The sequence below is a fragment of the Dongia rigui genome, assembly GCF_034044635.1.
Classification (GTDB): Bacteria; Pseudomonadota; Alphaproteobacteria; order Dongiales; family Dongiaceae; genus Dongia; species Dongia rigui.
Window position 1 is genome coordinate 99,735 of sequence record NZ_JAXCLX010000005.1, and the last position, 19,072, is coordinate 118,806.

Annotated in this window: 14 protein-coding genes; 1 reads left to right on the forward strand and 13 read right to left on the reverse strand. The window is 62.5% G+C overall.

From position 1 onward, the window contains the following. Positions 1 to 149: 149 nt before the first annotated feature. The 3 genes from ileS to SMD31_RS21380 form a co-directional block, all read right to left on the reverse strand. Positions 150 to 3,023 (reverse strand): isoleucine--tRNA ligase, encoded by a 2,874-nt coding sequence (ileS, locus tag SMD31_RS21370; protein WP_320502972.1) that lies wholly within the window; start codon positions 3,021 to 3,023, stop codon positions 150 to 152. 30 nt (positions 3,024 to 3,053) lie between these two features. Further along, positions 3,054 to 4,040: a bifunctional riboflavin kinase/FAD synthetase gene (locus SMD31_RS21375; protein WP_320502973.1), complete on the reverse strand. Its 987-nt coding sequence runs from the start codon at positions 4,038 to 4,040 to the stop codon at positions 3,054 to 3,056. Positions 4,041 to 4,194: 154 nt separating this feature from the next. After that, on the reverse strand, positions 4,195 to 4,641 hold the full coding sequence (locus SMD31_RS21380; RefSeq protein WP_320502974.1) for a MaoC family dehydratase: 447 nt from the start codon (positions 4,639 to 4,641) through the stop codon (positions 4,195 to 4,197). A gap of 195 nt (positions 4,642 to 4,836) precedes the next feature. Here SMD31_RS21380 and SMD31_RS21385 point away from each other — a divergent pair, with 195 nt between their 5' ends. Beyond that, entirely contained in the window at positions 4,837 to 5,355 is a 519-nt protein-coding gene (locus SMD31_RS21385) for a winged helix-turn-helix transcriptional regulator (RefSeq protein WP_320502975.1), read from the forward strand. 123 nt (positions 5,356 to 5,478) lie between these two features. Here the strand turns inward: SMD31_RS21385 and SMD31_RS21390 are convergent, their stop codons facing one another. The 10 genes from SMD31_RS21390 to SMD31_RS21435 form a co-directional block, all read right to left on the reverse strand. After that, positions 5,479 to 6,888: an amidase gene (locus tag SMD31_RS21390; protein WP_320502976.1), complete on the reverse strand. Its 1,410-nt coding sequence runs from the start codon at positions 6,886 to 6,888 to the stop codon at positions 5,479 to 5,481. Positions 6,889 to 7,030: 142 nt separating this feature from the next. Beyond that, a complete protein-coding gene (locus SMD31_RS21395) occupies positions 7,031 to 8,806 on the reverse strand; it encodes an ABC transporter ATP-binding protein (protein ID WP_320502977.1) in 1,776 nt (591 codons plus the stop codon). A gap of 154 nt (positions 8,807 to 8,960) precedes the next feature. Beyond that, complete coding sequence (locus SMD31_RS21400) at positions 8,961 to 9,914, reverse strand: acetamidase/formamidase family protein (protein ID WP_320502978.1); 954 nt, start codon at positions 9,912 to 9,914, stop codon at positions 8,961 to 8,963. 15 nt (positions 9,915 to 9,929) lie between these two features. Then, complete coding sequence (locus SMD31_RS21405; RefSeq protein ID WP_320502979.1) at positions 9,930 to 11,633, reverse strand: ABC transporter substrate-binding protein; 1,704 nt, start codon at positions 11,631 to 11,633, stop codon at positions 9,930 to 9,932. A 94-nt stretch (positions 11,634 to 11,727) separates the two neighbouring features. Next, complete coding sequence (locus SMD31_RS21410; protein ID WP_320502980.1) at positions 11,728 to 13,461, reverse strand: ABC transporter substrate-binding protein; 1,734 nt, start codon at positions 13,459 to 13,461, stop codon at positions 11,728 to 11,730. A gap of 34 nt (positions 13,462 to 13,495) precedes the next feature. Next, positions 13,496 to 14,416: an ABC transporter permease gene (locus tag SMD31_RS21415; protein WP_320502981.1), complete on the reverse strand. Its 921-nt coding sequence runs from the start codon at positions 14,414 to 14,416 to the stop codon at positions 13,496 to 13,498. After that, the gene (locus tag SMD31_RS21420; protein WP_320502982.1) at positions 14,416 to 15,261 is read right to left on the reverse strand and encodes an ABC transporter permease; all 846 of its coding nucleotides are present in this window, start codon (positions 15,259 to 15,261) and stop codon (positions 14,416 to 14,418) included. Before SMD31_RS21420 ends, SMD31_RS21415 begins: the two co-directional genes overlap by 1 nt. Positions 15,262 to 15,465: 204 nt before the next feature. Next, positions 15,466 to 16,515 carry a DMT family transporter gene (locus SMD31_RS21425; protein WP_320502983.1) on the reverse strand — a complete coding sequence of 350 codons (1,050 nt, stop codon included), beginning with the start codon at positions 16,513 to 16,515 and terminating at the stop codon, positions 15,466 to 15,468. Between the two features lie 269 nt (positions 16,516 to 16,784). Beyond that, entirely contained in the window at positions 16,785 to 17,249 is a 465-nt protein-coding gene (locus SMD31_RS21430; RefSeq protein WP_320502984.1) for a M15 family metallopeptidase, read from the reverse strand. A 275-nt stretch (positions 17,250 to 17,524) separates the two neighbouring features. After that, a complete protein-coding gene (locus SMD31_RS21435) occupies positions 17,525 to 17,899 on the reverse strand; it encodes a hypothetical protein (protein WP_320502985.1) in 375 nt (124 codons plus the stop codon). Between the last annotated feature and the right edge of the window lie 1,173 nt (positions 17,900 to 19,072).

Here is a 19,072-nt window from a genome sequence, read left to right on the forward strand (position 1 = left end):
CTGGCCGAACCGCCCCCTCTCCCCAACCCTCCCCCACGTAGGGGGGAGGGAGTCCGGGCGAGTTTGTGTTCGGCATCGCGATTGGGCTGGCTGGTATTCCCTCCCCCCCACGTGGGGGAGGGTTAGGGAGAGGGGGCGCTTCCTGGTCATCACGCCGCCCCGACCTTGCCAGAATCAACCGCATCGGCACAGCGGTGGCAGAGGGTCGGGTGGGCCTTGTGCTCACCCACTTCCGGCAGGACCTGCCAGCAGCGATCGCATTTTTCACCGCTTGCCAACTCGACCACCACGGCCACCCCCGCCACATCGTTCTGCGTGAAGGCACCTGCTGGCGCCGGTTCGCTCAGAAGCGCGATATGGGAAGTGATGGCGATCTCGGCAAGGTCGAGACCTTTAAGTTGCGCCTGGCGCTCTGCCGACAGATAGACCTTCGGCTTGGCCTGCAGGCTGGCGCCGATCTTCTTCTCGGCACGGGCAAGCTCCAGGGCGCCGGTGACGACACGCCGGATATCGCGCACCTTGTCCCACTTCTCAGCCAGGGCCGCATCGGCCCAGTTCGTTGGCAGGGTGGGCATCACGCGCAAATGCACGCTGTCCTCACCCTCTTTCCAGGGCCGTGCGCGCCAGGCTTCCTCGGCCGTGAAGCAGAGGATCGGGGCAAGCCAGGCGGTAAGGCAGGAGAACACTTCATAAAGCACCGTGCGTGTCGCACGGCGGCGCACCGAATCCGGCCGGTCGCAATAGAGCGCGTCCTTGCGGATGTCGAAGTAAAACGCCGACAAATCGACCGCGCAGAAGTTATGCAGCTCGATGAAGAGGTCGTGGAACTCGTAGCCGTCGATGCCGGCGCGCACGACCTTATCGAGTTCGCTCAAGCGATGCAGCGCCCAGCGATCGAGCTCCGGCATCTCCGCCGGGCTGATCCGCTCAGCCTCGCTCCACCCGTCCAGCGCACCCAGGATATAGCGGAAGGTGTTGCGCAGACGCCGATAGGCTTCGGCCGAATGCTTCAGGATCTCGTTGCCGATGCGCTGGTCGTCGGCATAGTCGGTCGAGACCACCCACAGCCTGAGGATGTCGGCGCCGTATTGCTCCATCACCTTCTGCGGCGCGATGACGTTGCCCAAGGACTTCGACATCTTGCGGCCCTGCTCGTCGAGCGTGAAGCCATGGGTGAGGACGCCCTTATAAGGCGCCTTGCCCCGTGTACCGACGCTTTCCAGCAGCGAGGAGTGGAACCAACCGCGATGCTGGTCCGAGCCTTCGAGATAAAGGTCGGCGGGGCTCGTCATGTCCCAGCTCGGATCGGCGCGCGTCGCTTCTTCCAGCACGAAGGCATGGGTCGAGCCGGAATCGAACCAGACATCGACGATGTCCTTGATCTGCTCATAGTCATCCGGATTGTAGTCGTTGCCCAAGAAACGCGAGGCATCGCTCGAATACCAGGCATCGGCACCTTCCTTCATGAAGGCCTCGACGATGCGGTCGACGACCTTCTGGTCGCGCAAGGGTTCCTGCGTCTTCTTGTTGACGAAGACGGCGATGGGAACGCCCCAGGCGCGCTGGCGGCTGATGCACCAATCCGGCCGGTTCTCGATCATCGAATAAAGCCGCGTCTTGCCGGCGGCCGGCACGAAGCGCGTCTTGTCGATCTCAGCGAGCGCCGTCTTCCGCAGATCGTTCTTCTCCATCGAGATGAACCATTGCGGCGTGTTCCGGAAGATGATCGGCGCCTTCGACCGCCAGGAATGCGGATAGGAATGCGTGATCTTGCCGCTGGCCACCAGCATGCCGCGCTCGGTCAAGGCGGCGATCACCGAATCGTCGGCATCGCCCTTCTTGCCGTATTGGTTCATCACCCGCTTGCCGGCAAAGAGCGGCACATGGTCGTAATAGGCACCGTCGGCACCGACCGTCTGCGGCACCTCGATGCCATTGGCAAGGCCCAGTTCGTAATCGTCGGCGCCATGGCCGGGCGCGATATGCACGAAGCCGGTACCGGCTTCGGTCGAGACGAAATCGCCGGCGTAAGGCCGCACCTCGAAATCATAGCCGGAACCATGGAACGGGTGGCGCGTGACGCTGCCGGCCAATGCCGCGCCCTGGCCCGACCAGAATTCGGTCGACCCGGTGATCGCGGCCTTCTCCTCGAACGCCGCTTTCAAATCCTTGGCGACGACCAGCTTGTCGCCGGCCTTCACATGGGCGCCTTCACCCACCGCCGTCACTTCCAGGCCGACATAATCGATGTCTTTCCCAAAGGCGATGGCGCGGTTCCCCGGAATGGTCCAGGGCGTCGTTGTCCAGATGACGATGGCCGCCCCTTTGAGACCCTCCGGCCCTTTTTGGATCGGAAACTTCACCCAGATCGTGTTGCTGACATGGTCGTGGTATTCGACTTCGGCCTCGGCCAGCGCCGTCTTCTCAACGACCGACCACATCACCGGCTTCGAGCCGCGGAAGAGGCAGCCATTCATCAGGAACTTGCCGATCTCGCGCGCGATCTGCGCCTCGGCGGGATAGGCCATGGTGGTGTAGGGATGGTCCCAATCGCCGGCAACGCCGAGGCGCTTGAATTCCTCGCGCTGCACGTCGATCCATTTGGCGGCGAAGTCGCGGCACTGGCGGCGGAACTCGTTGATCTCCACCTCGTCCTTGTTCTTGCCGGCCTTCCGATACTGCTCCTCGATCATCCATTCGATGGGCAAGCCATGGCAGTCCCAACCGGGGACGTAATGCGCATCCTTCCCCAGCATCTGCTGCGAACGGTTGATCACGTCCTTCAGAATCTTGTTGAGTGCGTGGCCGATATGGATGTTGCCATTGGCGTAAGGCGGGCCGTCATGGAGGACGAATTTTTCCTTGCCCTTCGACGCCTTCCTCAGCTTGCCGTAAAGGTCTTCCTTCACCCAGGCATCGAGGATCGCCGGCTCCTTCTTCGGCAGGTCGCCGCGCATGGGGAAATCCGTCTTCGGCAGGAAGACGGTGGCCTTGTAATCCGGCGTGGGTTTGTCGGCGCTCATGGTCTTATCAGTTCCAGTCGTCAAAAATCGTCAATCGAGTTTGCCGCTGCCCGGATGTCCACCGGGCTGCGGGCCGTGATAGTCGGCCAAGATCTTGCGGGCGGAATCGCTGTCGGCAGCGATCTGCGCCTTCAAGGCATCGAGCCCGTTGAACTTCATCTCAGGCCGGATGAAATCGATGAGCGCCACGCGCAAATGCTTGCCGTAAAGGTCGCCCGAAAAGTCGAAGAGATGCGCCTCAAGCTGCACGCGGGTGCCACCGACCGTCGGTCGGCGTCCCAGATTGGCGACACCCTTGATCCAGCCGCCACGCTCGTCATCGCCATCGATCGCCATCACGGCATAGACGCCGAGCTTGGGCTCCATGTACTCGCCGATGGCGATATTGGCCGTGGGGAATCCGAGCTGCCGCCCGCGCGCATCGCCATGCTCGACGCGGCCCTCGATCTCCCAAGGTCGGCCAAGTGTGGCGGCAGCGCTCTTGGGGTCGCCCGCCTGCAATTGCTCGCGGATGAGGGTCGATGAATAGGCCGGGCCATCGCCACGCTTGGCCGCCGCCACCGAGGTGACGCCGAAACCATGGCGCCCGCCGAATTCGGTGAGGAGCGCCGCATTGCCCGCACGGCCCTTGCCGAAGCAGAAATCATAGCCCACGACCACATGGGCGATGTGGAGGCCAGCGACCAGGATTTCGCTCACGAAATTCTCGGCACTGCGCGCCATCATGGCGCCGTCAAAGGCGAGTTCGAAGACGAAATCGACACCCAGCGCCTGCAGATGCCGCGTCTTGATGCGGAATGGCGTCAGGCGGAAGGGCGGATCCTGCGGCCGGATGAAGGAGCGCGGATGCGGCTCGAAGGTGAGGATCGCGAGCGGCGCCTTTTTCGACCGCGCGATCTCCGCCGCCTGGCGAATGACCGCCTGGTGCCCCAGATGCACCCCGTCGAAATTCCCCAGCGCGACCACGGCACCTCGGGCCTCGAAGGGCACGTCCTCAAGATGTCGGATCAGGCGCATGAAACGCCCCTCACCCCAACCCTCTCCCCGCTGACGCGGGGCGAGGGAGTCGATCGAGATGCCGTCACCAGCAAAGTCCCCTCGCCCCACATTGTGGGGAGAGGGTTAGGGTGAGGGGTTCTTGGTCGGGTCTCGGCCATCACTGCGTTCAAACTCATTTCGGGCGCTTGGGCACCAGCAGCATGGCCTCGCCCTCCAGCACCACTGTCTCGCCGACCGTGGCGATGGTCGAAAACGTGGCGCGACCTTTTTCCTTGTCGACCTGTGTTGCCGTGCAGCGCGCTACCACCGTGTCGCCAATGCGGACCGGCGCCTTGAACTTCAGGCTCTGCGACAGATAGATGCAGCCCGGCCCCGGCAGTTTGGTGCCGAGCACCGCCGAGATGAAACCGGCGGTGAGCATCCCATGGGCGATGCGGCCCTTGAACATGGTGGGCTTGGCGAAGTCCTCATCGAGATGGACCGGGTTGGTGTCGCCCGAGAGGCCCGCGAACAGCACGATATCGGTCTCCGTCACCGTCTTGGAAAAAACGGCCGACATGCCCGTATCAAGTTCATCGGCATATTTGCCGCGCAACTCATCCGCGTAGGCGACGCTCATTATCCACCTGTTCCAGGAGATCGGGCGGCCGCTGCCAGACATAGCATCGCACCGCACAAAGTGCGCGGCACTATAGCGACCGCCTCCCCCTGCCTCAAGAACAGGCGGCGCAAGATTATGAGCCTGCTTTCGGGCGACCAGTTGCGCTTCCGTCAATCTGATCCTAGATTGCAAGCAGTTTCATCTGAGGCTTCAATGACCCCCGACACGACCCGCTCCGGCTGCCCCATCAACCTGACGCTCGAGGCGCTGGGCGACCGCTGGTCGCTCATCGTCATCCGCGACATGATGTTCGGCAACCGCCGCCATTTCCGTGAATTCCTGACGCAGTCGGAGGAAGGCATCGCCTCCAACATCCTCGCCGACCGCCTGAAGCGCCTCACCGAGGGCGGCTTCCTCACCCGCGCCGACGATCCCAGCCACAAGCAGAAGGCGATCTACAGCCTCACCGAAAAGGCGATCCAGCTGGTGCCGCTTCTGGCCGCCATGGGTGCCTGGGGCCGCCGCCACACGCCGGTCACCAAGACCCTCTCCGTTCGTGCCGAGATCCTCGAAAAGGGCGGACCGACGCTGTGGTCCCAATTCATGGACGAATTGCGCGAGATACATCTCGGCCAACCCCGCCCCAAGACCGGCCCCAAGGCCAGCGACCAGATGCGCGACGCTTATCTGGCGGCGGTGAAAGAAGAGGGTGGAGAGACGTCACAGCCGTAAAGGCCCCTCACCCCGACCCTCTCCCCACTGCGTGGGGCGAGGGAGTTGCTAGCGAGCCTCTGCCATAAGCCCCTCGCCCCGCTTGCGGGGAGAGGGGTTGGGGTGAGGGGCGCCGCAGGCGTCTCACCCCTTCGGGTCGATCGGCACCGCGTCCTTCAGGCCCAGAATGTCTTCGAACAGTGCCGCATGCGACAGCAGTTCCGCTTCGCCACGGGGGCGGCCGACGATCATCAGGCCCATCGGCCGGCCATCGGGTGAGAAGCCGCAAGGCAGCGACAGCGTTGGGCAGGAGGTCATGGTGATGAGGGCCGCGAGCTTCAGCCATTCGACATAATTGTCGAGCGCCTCGCCATTGATCTCGCGCGGCCAGCGCTCCTTGATGTCGCGCGGCAGAATGGGTGCCGCCGGCAGGACCAGCAGGTCATAGTCCTTGAAGAACGCCACCATGTCGGCATAAAGCCGCGAGCGCCTGAGATGCGCCTTGCCGATTTCTTCCGCCGACAGACCCAGGCCCTTCTCGGCGTTCCAGATGACTTCGGCTTTGAGTTTGTCGCGATGCTTGTTGAGGAGCGGCCGCATGGTCGTCGCGTAATCGACCGCCCGCAGCGTCTGGAAGGCATTGCCGACGCCGCTGAAATCCGGCGAGGCTTCCTCGAACGCGATCCCGGCGGCAGCGAGCTTCTCAATGGCCGCACGGCAAATCGACTTCACACCGGCCTCGATCGGCAGCGCCGCCGGATCGAGATAATAGGCAACGCGCCCCGGCTTCAGCTTCTTCTGCGTGGTGGTGAGGAAGGGTTCACTGGGTGCCGGGAACGAAACCGGGATGTCGACATGCCAGCCGGCCATCGCATCCAGGAACAGCGCCGTGTCGGCGACATTGCGCGCCATCGGCCCGTCGACCGCCAGCGTGTCGAAGCGCAACTCGCCAGGACCCGAAGGCACACGGCCGGGCGACGGACGCAAGCCGACGACCGAGCAGAACGCGGCCGGTGTCCGCAACGACCCGCCAAGATCCGATCCCGTCGCCAGCCACACTTCGCCGGCCGCCAAGGCCACGGCCGATCCGCCCGACGAGCCGCCGGCATTCAGCTTCACGTTCCAGGGGTTATAGGTCTCGCCATGCACCTCGTTGAAGGTGTTGCCACCGGCGCCGAATTCCGGGCTGTTGGTCATGCCGAGCACGATGGCGCCATTGCTCTCCAACCGCTCCACCATGATGTCGGATTTCTCCGGCACATTGTCGGCGAAGATCGGCGAGCCATAGGTCGTGCGCACGCCAGCCACGTCGTTGAGTTCCTTGACGCCGATGGGCAGGCCCGCCAGCATCCCGCGCTGCGCGACCGGCTTCGCCATCAGCCGCCTGGCATGATCCCGCGCCCGGTCGGCGCACAGCGTCACCACCGCATTGACCTTGGGGTTCACCGCCTCGATCCGCGCCAGCGCGTCATCGATGAGATCGAGCGGCGTCACCGCCCCGGATTTCAACAGCTCGACCGCCTTGATCGCAGAAAGGCGCCAGTATTCGGTCATGTCTCGTCTCTCCGTTATTCACTCATTGTCATGCCCGGACTTGATCCGGGCATCCACTCTCTCAACTGCACCAGTGGATCCCCGGGTCCCGCCGACGCATGTCGGCATGCGCCGACAGGGCCCGGGGATGACGACCTTAGTATTACGCCGCGACCAGATGTCCGCCGCCGAGATCGCGGAAGGTGACATAGTCGGGCGTGTAATCCACCGGTCGGAAGGGGCTCGGCACCTCGCCCTCGATGCGCTTCCTGTCGCGCTGCCATTCCTCCGAATGCCGGCGGGCAGGATCCGGGATCGGCACGGCCGACAGCAGCTTCTTGGTATAGGCATGCTGCGGGTTGCCCAGCACCGCCCGGGTCGGCCCCATTTCGACGATTTGGCCGAGCTGCATGACCGCCACCCGGTGGCTGATGCGCTCCACCACCGCCATGTCATGCGAGATGAAGAGATAGGCGACACCCAGTTCGTCCTGCAATTCCGTCATCAACTCCAGGATCTGCGCCTGGATCGAGACGTCGAGCGCCGAGACGCATTCATCGGCGACGATGGCCTTGGGATTGAGGGCTAATGCCCGGGCGATGCAGATGCGCTGGCGTTGGCCACCCGAAAATTCATGGGGAAAACGCGCCATCTGCTCCGGCGTCAGGCCGACGCGGCGGAAGAGTTCCGCGGCCTTCTCGCGGCGTGAGGCGGTCGTACCGATATTGTGGATGACCAGCGGCTCCATCACCAGATCGCCCACATTCATGCGCGGATCGAGCGAGGCCAGCGGATCCTGGAAGATCATCTGCACGCGGCGGCGGATGGCCTTGAGTTCCGCGGTCGATTTCTTCCCCTCGGCCTCACCCTCGATATGGATGGCGCCGGAGGACGGCACCAGATGCATCAGCGCCTTCCCCGTCGTCGACTTGCCGCAGCCGGATTCACCGACCAATGCCAAGGTCTCGCCGGGCTTCAGATCGAAGCTCACCTTCTCGACCGCATGCACGCGCTGCTGCACGCGCTGCAGCAGCCCGCCCTTCACGTCGAAGCGGACGATCAGATCCTTCACCTCGATGATCGGTTTGGCGCTGGCGACATCCGGTGCCTTTGGCGCCGCTGCCCCCTGATTGAAGCTCGGCACGGCAGCGAGCAGCGCCTTGGTATAAGGATGTGTCTGGTGGGCAAAGATCGCGGCCGTTTCGCCGCGCTCCACCGCTTCGCCCTTCTTCATCACGACGACGCGGTCGGCGAGCTCGGCCACAACACCCATGTCATGGGTGATCATGATGATGGCCGTGCCTGTCTCGCGCTGCAGGGTCGCCATCAATTCCAGGATCTGCGCCTGGATGGTGACATCAAGTGCCGTCGTCGGTTCGTCGGCGATGAGGATCTTCGGCTTCGCCGCCATCGCCATCGCGATCATCACGCGCTGGCGCATGCCGCCGGAAAGCTCATGCGGATATTGTTTCAGGCGCCGCTGCGGCTCCGACATGCGCACGGCCTCGAGCGCTTCCAACGCCCGCTTCTGCGCGTCTTTCTGTGAAAGGCCCAGATGCCGGACCAAACCTTCCGTCAATTGCGTGCCGATCGAAATGACCGGGTTGAGGCTTGTCATCGGCTCCTGGAAGATCATGCTGATCTCGTTGCCGCGTAAGGCGGACATCGCCGCCTCGTCGAGCTTGAAGAGATCGCGCCCCAGGAACTGCGCCGACCCACCGGCAATGCGCCCGCCGGGCTTGGGCAGCAATCCCATCAGCGACAAGGCTGTCACGGATTTGCCCGATCCGGATTCACCGGCAATGCACAACGTCTCACCCGCGCGCAAATCGAAGCTCAACTTGTCGATCACGCGAATGGCACCTTGCGGCCCCGCGAACTCGACCGACAGATCGCGCACGTCGAGGAGAATGTCGCCGATGGGTTTGGAAGGAGTCATTTCAACTTGGTTCATTTCTATTGCAACAACCCCTCACCCCAACCCCTCTCCCCGCAAGCGGGGCGAGGGACTTAGAGGAAGGGCTCGGTCGGAACTCCCTCGCCCCGCGAGAGCGGGGAGAGGGTCGGGGTGAGGGGTGAAACTCGGTCCATCCTCACTCCAACACCACGCGTGGGAAGTAGAACGACACCACCCAGTTCGGCATGTCGACAATCTCGCTGATCCTCAGATCGCCACAGACCGAGCACAGCATATAGGCCTCGACCGGTGCGATACCGTGGCGCGTTGTCAGCAGCTCGACCATGCCGGCCACCGCTGCCTTGGCGCCTTCCATCAGATCGGTGCCGATGCCGGTGGTGACGTCATAGCCCTTGGCATCGAGATGCTTGGTGACCGGTCCTGCCGTGCGGAAGCGCGGGAATTTCAGATTGGCGCCCTTCACCAGATCGAGCTTCACGGTGACGTCCATCGGGCTTTCGATCGCCGTGCCGCAGACCTCGCCATCGCCCTGCGCCGCATGGGTGTCGCCCAGCGAGAACAGCCCGCCCGCGACCTCAACCGGCAGATAGAGTTCGGTGCCCATCGCCATGTCGCGGATATCCATGTTGCCGCCGACGCGGCGCGGCGGGACCACCGAATGGAGGCCGGCTTCGGCGGGGGCGAGGCCGATCGTGCCGGCAAAGGGTTTCAGCGGCACATTGGCGAGGCCCTTGAACGCCGCCGGGGCCAGCGTGTTGGCGTCGTACTTCCAGATATGGAGCGCCGGTTCCTTGAACTGGTCGGCGAGCAGGCCGAAGCCCGGGATGTTCGCCGTCCAGCCCCAGCCGGAGGGGCGATAGGCCATGAGCGTCACCTTGATCGCATCGCCCGGCTCAGCGCCGTCGATATAGACCGGGCCGGTCGTCGGGTTCACTTTCCCGAAATCGAGCTTGCCCATATCGGCGACGGTCCAGTCCGGCGTGATCTGCCCGCCCGATGAATCGATCGTCTCCAGATCGATCACCGCACCCGGCGCCACCGTCAACACGGGTTTCAGGCTGTTATCCCAGCCGTGATGATGGTGATGACGATGGATGGTGTGATTGGCGTGGCTGTGCGAACCGCTCATGGCCTTACCTCTTGCTTACTGCTTTACCCAGACCGTGTCATAGGGGAAGGGCTGCGTGATGATATCGGTGAAGTAGGAAGGATCGCCGTCGATCTTCGCCGACTTCAACGCATAACGCCGCGCATTGACCAGCGGGACCCAAGGCGCGTCCTTCATGATATCGGCATAGATGCCCTTCCAGGCGTCGAGGCGCTCCTGTGCTTTCGCCGGGTCGGTGATGGCGTCCGCCTCGGCCGCGCGCTTGTCGATATCCTTGTTGCAATAGAACGACCAGTTATAACCGCCCTCGATGGCACCGGCGCAGCCCAGGATCGCCGTGTAGAAGTTGGAGGGGTCCGGGAAATCGGCATACCATTCGGTGAGGCTCATCGGTGCACCGTCCGGCTTCGAGCTCACCCCTACCGACGTGGCGAGATCGAGACCTTTCAGTTCCACCTTGATGCCGATGGCGGCGAGATCCTGCTGGATCGCCTGGCCCATGCGCGGCCACGGATCGGCGTTCTGGAAGTAGAGCTGGGTGGTGAAGCCTTCGCCGACCCCGGCCGCCTTCAGCAATTCCTTGGCCTTCTCCAGATCATGCGGATAGCCCTGATAGGCCTTGTCGTAACCCCCCATGGCCGGCGGCAGCACCTGGTTGGTGGGTGTCGCGCGGTCGTTGAGGATCTTGGCCAGGCGATCCTTGTCGATCGCCATGTTGACGGCCTGGCGCACCTCGACCTTGTCGAAGGGCTTCAGATTGACGTTCATGGCCAGATAATTGGTGTTGAGCTGGTCGGCCGTGATGAAGCGATCCTTCAAAGCCGGATCCTTGCTGACTTCCAGGAACTTCGCCGGCGGGAAGATGTCGCCGGTGATGTCGGCTTCGTTGTTCTGCACCTTCAAGACCTGCACCACCGGCTCGATGCCGAACTGGATGGTGATCTTGTCGGCGAAACCTTCCGCCTTGTTGAAATTATCCTTGAAGCGGTTGAGCACGATGCGCTGGCCGGGCGTGTATTCGGCCAATGAATAGGCGCCGGTGCCGACGATGTGATGCGTGAAATCGGCGCCGTATTTCTCGACTTCCTCTTTCGGCACGACCATGCCGAAATTGAGCCCGAACACGGCCAGCATCGTGGCGTTGGGGGCGCTGAGCTCGAACTTCACGGTCTTGTCGTCCGGCGTGGTGATGCCGGCGATGTCCTTGGCCTTGCCATCGGCAAAATCCTGATAGCCCTTGATGCCGGCGAAATAGCCGGCGCCCGGGCTCTGCGTCTTCGGGTCCGCGACGCGCTCGATCGAATACTTCACATCGGCCGATGTCATCGTGCGGCCGTTGTGGAACTTCACCCCGTCATGCAGCTTGAAGGTGTAGGTGAGGCCATCAGGTGAAATTTCAAAGCTCTCGGCGAGATCGGGTACCAGCTCCGTGGTGCCGGGCTTGTAATCCATCAAGCCGTCGAACACGGCGCGGATCGGCGACCAGCTCTGGAAGGTATAGCCGATGGCAGGATCCATTGAATCAAGATCGTCCTTGAACAGCACCGTGTATTCGCCGCCTTGGCGGGGCGTCGATGCGGCAGGGGCCGCAGCCTCAGACGTCGCGGGAGCAGCAGTGCTCGCTGCCTCGGAGGTCGCTGCCGGCGCTGCCTGGCTCGCAGCCTCTTCCTTCTTCTCCTCGCCACAGGCACCCAGTGCCAGCAGACCGACGAGAGAAACAGTGCTTAAAAGTCGATTCATGATGATGGTCCTTAAGAGATAAGCGCGGGACGCGAATGAGAAATCGGGGGCGGGGCGGCGTCCCTTCCGCCCCGCCCATATCTACGCGTCCGGCCTATTTCCCGTCGGTCGCGTAGACTTCGTCGTAATTGACCGGGATGTGGATCGGGTCGGCGAAGATGCCGTTGGGACCCGCCACGCGCTTGGAATGGATGCCGACCGCCTTCTCGTTGAAGATCGGCGCCCAGGGCGCATCGGTCATCAGATCGGTGAAGATCTTGCCCCAGGCCGCGGCACGCTCATTGGCCTTGGCTGGATCCGTCATCGCATTGGCTTCCGCCGCGCGCTTATCCAGATCCTTGTTGCAATACCACGACCAGTTCCAGCCGCCCTCGACCGCGCCGCCGCAGCCCAGGATGGCGGTGTAGAAGTTGGAAGGATCGGGGAAGTCCGCGATCCAGGCCATGCCGCCCGACCAGATCATCGGCGCCCCGTCCTTCTTGCCGCCGGCGGCAATGACGGTGCCCATATCGAGCGATTTCAGATTCACCTTGATGCCGATATTGCTGAGATCCTGCTGGATCGCCTGGGCGATACGCGGCTGCGGATCGGTGTTCATGACATAGAGGTCGGTTTCGACGCCGCCCTCCAGGCCCGCTTCCTTCATCTTCGCCTTGGCGCCCTCGACATCGAAGGCATAGCCCTTATAGGCCTTGTCGTAACCCGGCATCGCGGGGGGCAGCGGCTGGTTGGCCGGCACCGCGCGGTTGTTGATCAACTGCACGATGCGGTCCTTGTTGATCGCCATGTTGACGGCCTGCCGGACCTCGACCTTGTCGAAGGGCGGGATGTTGACGTTCATGGCGATGTAACCGGTCTGCAGCTGGTCATCCATCGTGACCAGATCCTTCATCGCCGGATCATTCATCACCTCGGTGAATTTCGCGGGCGGCACGTTGTCGCCGGCGATGTCGATCTCACCCTTCTGCAAACGCAGCAGCGCCACCACCGGCTCCTGGCCGATCTCGAACGTAATTTTATCGAGGCGCGGGATGCCTTGGCGGTAATAGTCCGCATTGCGCTCCAGGACGATCTTCTGCCCCGAGGTCCATTCCGTCACCTTGAAGGCGCCGGTACCCACCGGCTTCTTGCCGAAATCGGCGCCGGATTTTTCGACCTCTTCCTTCGGCACGACGAAGGAGAAGTTCAAGGCCATCAGGTGCAGCGTGGTGGCATCGGGGGCGGTGAGCTCGATCTTCACCGTGTAATCGTCCGGCGTGGTGATGCCGGCCACTTCCTTCGCCGACCCGCTTTGGAATTCGGCAAAGCCCTTGATGCCCGAATAATAGCCGGCACCGGGGCTCTGCGTTGCCGGGTTGATCATGCGCTCCAGGCTGTACTTCACATCGGCCGCCTTCATCTCGCGGCCGTTATGGAATTTGACGCCATGGCGCAGCTTGAAGGTGTAGGTGAGGCCGTCGGCCGAGGTCTCGAAGCTCTCGGCCAGGTCCGGCACGATCTCGGTGGTGCCGGGCTTGTAGTCGAGGAGGCCGTCGAACACGCTCTTGATCACCGACCAGTTCTTCCAGTCGTAACCGATGGCGGGGTCGAGGGTTGGGAGATCGTCCTTGAAGGTCACGATCATGCTGCCGCCCTGCTTTGGCTCGCTCGCAGCGGGTGCCGCTGCTTCCGATGTTGCAGCGGGGGCCGCTTCCGATGTCGCGGTCGATGCGGCTTCAGAGGTCGCGGCGGGTGCCGCTTGTGACTGGGCCTCTTCCTTCTTTTCTTCGCCGCAGGCGCCCAGCGCCAACAAGGCGACGATCGATGCAGATGCGAGCAAACGGTTCATCAGATCCTCCTGTCCAAGGGAAAACGAGTCTTCTTCATTTAAGCCGAATTCGGGGGTCGATCAGCGGCGCTGCGAGATCGGCCAGCAGGTTGCCGAGCACGATGGCACAGGCCGAAACCAGCGTCACGCCCATGATGATGGGGATGTCGATCTGCTGGATGGCTTGCCAGGTCAGCTGCCCGATCCCCGGCCAGCCGAAAACGGATTCGACGATGACGATGCCGCTCATGAAGGCGCCGATATCGATGCCGATCATGGCGATGATGGGCAGCACCGCATTGGGCACGATGTGGCGGAAAATGATGCGGCTCTTGCCGAGGCCCTTGGCGCGCGCCGTGCGCACGTAATCCTGCCGCAGCACCTCGATGACGGAGGAGCGCATCATGCGCGCATACCAGCCACCGCCGAGCAAACCGAGGGTCAGCGCCGGCAGCACGATCTGCTTCAGGCTGCCATAGCCGCCGATCGGGAACCAGCCCAGCCACACCGCAAAGACATAGAGCATGGTGTAGCCCAGCAGGAATTGCGGCGCCGATACGAAGACGAAGGCGCCCAGCATCACCACCTGGTCCATCGCGCTGTTGCGGCGGAAGGCGGCATAGGTGCCGATGGAAAGGCCGATGAGGAGCTCAAAGCCAATGGCCGCCAGCATCAGCCACAAGGTGGCCGGCAGGCGCGAGGCGATGAGTTCCGAAACCTGCGTGCGCTGCACGTATGAGCGGCCGAGATCGCCGGTGGCGAGCTTGCCCAGATAGATGCCGTATTGCGCCCAGATCGGCCGGTCGAGGCCCAATTGGTGCCGCACCTGCTCGACCTGGGCGACGCTCGCCGTGCGCCCCGCCACCTGCCGCGCCGGGTCCGCCGGCAAGGCATAGAGAATCACGAAGGTGATGATGCTGATGCCGATGAGGGTGAGCAGCGCCTGGAAAATGCGGCGGATGAGATAGCCGGCCATCAGTGACGCCCCCGCAGCGTGGGGTCGAGGATATCGCGCAGCGCATCGCCGATCAGGTTGAAGGACAGCGCCAGCATGCCGATAGCGACACCGGGAAAGAACACCAGCCAAGGCGCACTTTCGAAATAGGTCTGGTTCTCATTGACCATGTTGCCCCAGGAGGGGGTCGGTGGCTGCACGCCGATGCCAAGATATGAGAGCATCGCCTCAAACAGCGACGTGGTGGCGATGCCGAGCGTTCCCCAGACGATGAGGGTCGGCATCAGATGCGGCAGGATGTGGCGAAAGAGGATGCGCGGCGTCGAGGCGCCGACCGAGCGCACCGCCGTCACATATTCACGTTCCGAGAGCGAAATCGTCTCGGCATAGACCACGCGCGCGATCTGCACCCAGCTCACCAGCGCGATCACCATGACCACGATCCAGATCGAGGGCTGGAACATCGAGGCCAGCAGGATGGCGAGCAGCAGGGCCGGAAACGCCATCATCAGATCGGTAAAGCGCATCAGGCCGCCGCCCACGGCCCCGCGCAGATAGCCCGCGGTGACGCCGATGAAGGCCCCGATGGCGATCGCCACCCCGTTGGCGACCACGCCGACGATCAGCGTCGCCCGCGCCCCATAGATGAGCCGCGACAGCAGATCACGGCCGAGGAGGTCGGTGCCTAACCAGAATTGCGCATTGGGTGGCAGCGGCGCCCCTTCCAGGGTCAGGCCTTCGAAGAATTGCTGCTCGGGGGGATAGGGGGCGATCAGAGGTGCAAAAACGGCCGCCAGAACGAAGACGGTGATGATGACGAGGCCCAGCAGGGCCAATTTGCGCTTCAGCAGCGCGGCAACGATCATGGTTACAAACTTGGAGCTGGTTCAGGATTGGGGCGCACCATAGAACCGCGCCAAAGTCGGATCAAGCACGGTTGTATACAATCGTAAGGCTGGTCGGCGCCTACCCTTGGTCATGGCCCGCGAAGGCACGCCATCCACGGCATGACAGAGGGATGTTAGAAGAAACCGCGAACACCGCCCGCCGATTGTATCGATACGCGCGTCTCAGTGCGCCTTCTCGCCTCTTAAGACATAGAGCCCGGCGCCGATGATGAGGGCGATGCCGCCCAGCGTGGTGGCACTCGGCACCTCGTTCCACAACCACCAGCCGAACAGCGTGCCGAACAGGATCGAGACATATTCGAACGGCGTCACGATATTGGCCTCGGCCAGGCGGTAGGCCTGCGTCAGCAGGAACGAACCGGTGGCACCGATGAGCCCCGTCGAGGCGATCATCAGGAAATCGGTCATGCCCGGCATCACCCAGGGCCGCAGCAAAAAGGTCAGGCTCTTATCCTCGAACCCGGCCGAGAGATCGCCCCCCAAATTGGTGATGAGCGCCGTCACCACCGCACCGGCCAGGAACACCAGGTTCTGATAGCTCGCCATCACCGCGCCGCTTTCGCTATCGGCCAGCTGCCGCGCCATCACCGAAGCCAGGCCATAGAACAGCGGCGAGGCGAGCGCCAGCAGCGATGCGGGCTTCATCAGGCTGTCCACCGCCGCGCCATCCCCGCCCATGACGCTGGGACCGAAGCAGATCACCAGCACGCCGAGGAAGCCGACGATGACGGCTGCCACCTGCGCCCCGCGCACCTTTTCCCCCAGCATCGGGCCGGAGAGCAGCACGATGAACAAGGGGGCTGCGAAAAAGAGCGCCACCGCCACCGCCAGCGGCAGGTTGGCGATGGCGAGGTAATAGGTGGTGTAGGAAACCAGCAGCAGGGCGGCGCGGAAGCTCAACACCTTCCAGCGCGGCGAAAAGACCGCCGTCAAACCCCCGCCGCCGAAATGCAGCAGGAAAGCCAGGGGCACGCAGGCCACCAGCCCACGCACGGTCAGCACTTCTGAGAGCGGATAACCACCCCCGCTCATCAGCTTGATGACCACGTCCTGCAGCGAAAAGACGGCGGCACCCACCACCAGGCAGGTGATCCCCGGCAGCGGCCCACGCTTGGAGAGGGCAGAGTGGGGCTTCGCCGATCCCTGTGGCGGCCCCACGACCTCCGGCCCGGCACCCGCTACCTCACCACCCGTCCCATCCGATGTCGCCAAGATGCACGCCCAAATACGCTGTTCACGCCAAACCCCGCCGCACTCTGCACATCGGCGCGGGATGCGGCAATGTCGTAATGGTGCAAGTTATGGAGCGGGTGGCGTTTGGATGGATCGAGTTTGCCCTGCCCCCTCCTGGCCTCCTCCCTAAAGGTGGAAGGCGTGGAGAGCGCGGCTCGTCGTTCAAGATTGGCTGCGAAGCCCTCCCACCTTTAGGGGGGAGGGTTGGGAGGGGGGGTGGAAGCGACGGCTCTTGTCGCTCTTATCCCTCACCCCACATCGACGAACTTCGCCCCGCGACCCAGCGCCTCATAGAGCTTCAGCAACTGCTTCTCCGACTTGCCGAACGCCTTCTGGAAATGCGGCCGGTCGGGAAAGCTCTTCCAATCGCCGCCCCATTCCCAGCCCAAGCCCTTGGCGATGGGGGCGATCTTCTTCCAGTCGCACTCCCAGATCGCCTCGCGCCCGCGGATCTCGCACACATCCAGCGCCAGGCCATAATTGTGATAGCTCTCGCCGCCCTTGGCATTGGTGACGATCTTGCCCTTCTTGGTGCGCCCCTGCTCATAAAGCGCATCCTGCTCGGCAAAGGAACGGAACCCCTGCGTCACACGCAGCTTGATGCCGGTCTTCTCCTCCACCGTGTTGATCAGCGTCGCCGCATCCTCCCGGATCTTCGGGTGCAGCAAGGCAATCCGCTCATCACTGAACTTGTCCCACGTCTTCGCCACCATAACCGCCTCCCACTTTTAAAAAGGGCACGCCGGCACGACACGCATACATGATCGATGTTGGAATGTTGTGCCGCGATCCTAGAGGGAAGCGCGGCGTAGGGAAAGGTGTGGCACCCTCGAATCCCCTCCCACCTTCAGGGGGGAGGGAGGGGTGGGGGGCGCCAAGTGACGGCTCTCACCCGCTTAACCTCCACCGTCATGGTCGCCCGTCGGCGGATGCCGACTTGCGTCGGCTGGGGCCGACCATCCACGGGTTTTTCGTCAGCCGGGGACGCCTAGATACACACGCCCCAATAGGCACCATCGACGTTGCTGATCGCCCCAAGCTGCTCCATCTTCCAAGAGACCTGCCAGACCAACTTACAAATAAGCCCCCGTTGCTCGAAGCGCGCCATCTTCTGATCGACATCAATGGAGAAACCCTGAGCGCGCAGCGTATCTATCAGCTCGCCTTCAGGCGTCCCGGCCGGAAAGCGCGCCTTGACGCGTTCATTGAAGCTGATACTGCCCTCGACAAACTGCGGCGATAGCCCGTCGGCGATTTCGGGCGGCGTCCCGCCAAATTGGCTTTCCAGCCAGAACGCACCGGCCAGCAACACCACGCCAAGCACCGCGCTCGCGATCAACGAAACTTTGACAGCGCGTTTCACGGCAATTCCCGGCTATGCAGTGTCGCCAATATCTTCACTTCAGCGCCTTCAAATACCTGCGGTCAACCACATTGCGCAGCGAAGCTCGGTACGCCCGCAGGACAAGCACGCATGATCGATGTTGGGATGTTGTGGCGCGATCCTAGATGGGAGGTGAGCGTAGGGGAAGGTGTTGCGCGCTCCAACCTCCTCTTCCTTCGGAAGGAGGTTGGAGAGGCACCGAAGGACCGGGTCGCGCTTATGCGTAACTCAGATTGAACGTGGTCGTTTGTATGGTTCGAAGTTCGACAGTAATTACAAGCCTAACGAAAGACTCATCGGTGGGATCTTCGGTGTCCTTCGCCAATGCTGTATCGGTTTCCACCTCAAGATGGGTAATTAATCGGTCGTCATCCATAAGGACAAAAAATGGATCCTCACCGAAACCCGGCTGCACTGGAGCGCCAGTAAAATCAATTGGAGGTTTTTGAAACGGTGGTAACGCGAGCGCATCAATTAGCGTCTTAACGCGGTTATCAATGTCCCGACCAGCGGCGACAGCATCAGCGGTGTCTCGTCTCAGTATTAAGACTCGCAAGGAGCAGGCAAGATCGGCCTCTTTCCAAATCAGCGGGACGAACCTGAAACCGCTATGTCCATAGACGGTCCCCAAAATATCTGGAAGAGGTAGCCGGTCATGTGGACGACCATCCCACGGTCGCTTCGTGCCGCCAGGAAATAGTCCATGGGCAGCCGAATCCAGCTCACATGAATTTAAGAACCTATTGACCCGCCAAAGCTCCTTTAACTGTGCGTGAAACTTCCGTCTGATATCGTGTTTGTGAGCCACCCTTCTGGCGCTTTCACCAGCGGGCTTGCTAGATAGTAGAGGACCCTCATAGGTGAGCCGGAACCTCAAATAGCCCTCGCTGTCGTGCCAACGTCCCCGTCCATACAGTTACAACTAATTGTATGCCGTGTTTCTTTGGATACCAAGCGCCCATGCTTCTAATTTATGGCTGGATATTTTGTTCCTGTTTTGTTCTTGACTCCGAAATGGGAATTTGCTACTATCAAACTAGCGCGCTTGTTACCCGCAGACCGGGCCTGATCCGCCCATCTGCCATCGCTCGGCTGTCCCCCGGCACAGGCTCAGGAAGACTGGGCGCAGGCTGGTTTCCGATGTCCTTTGGA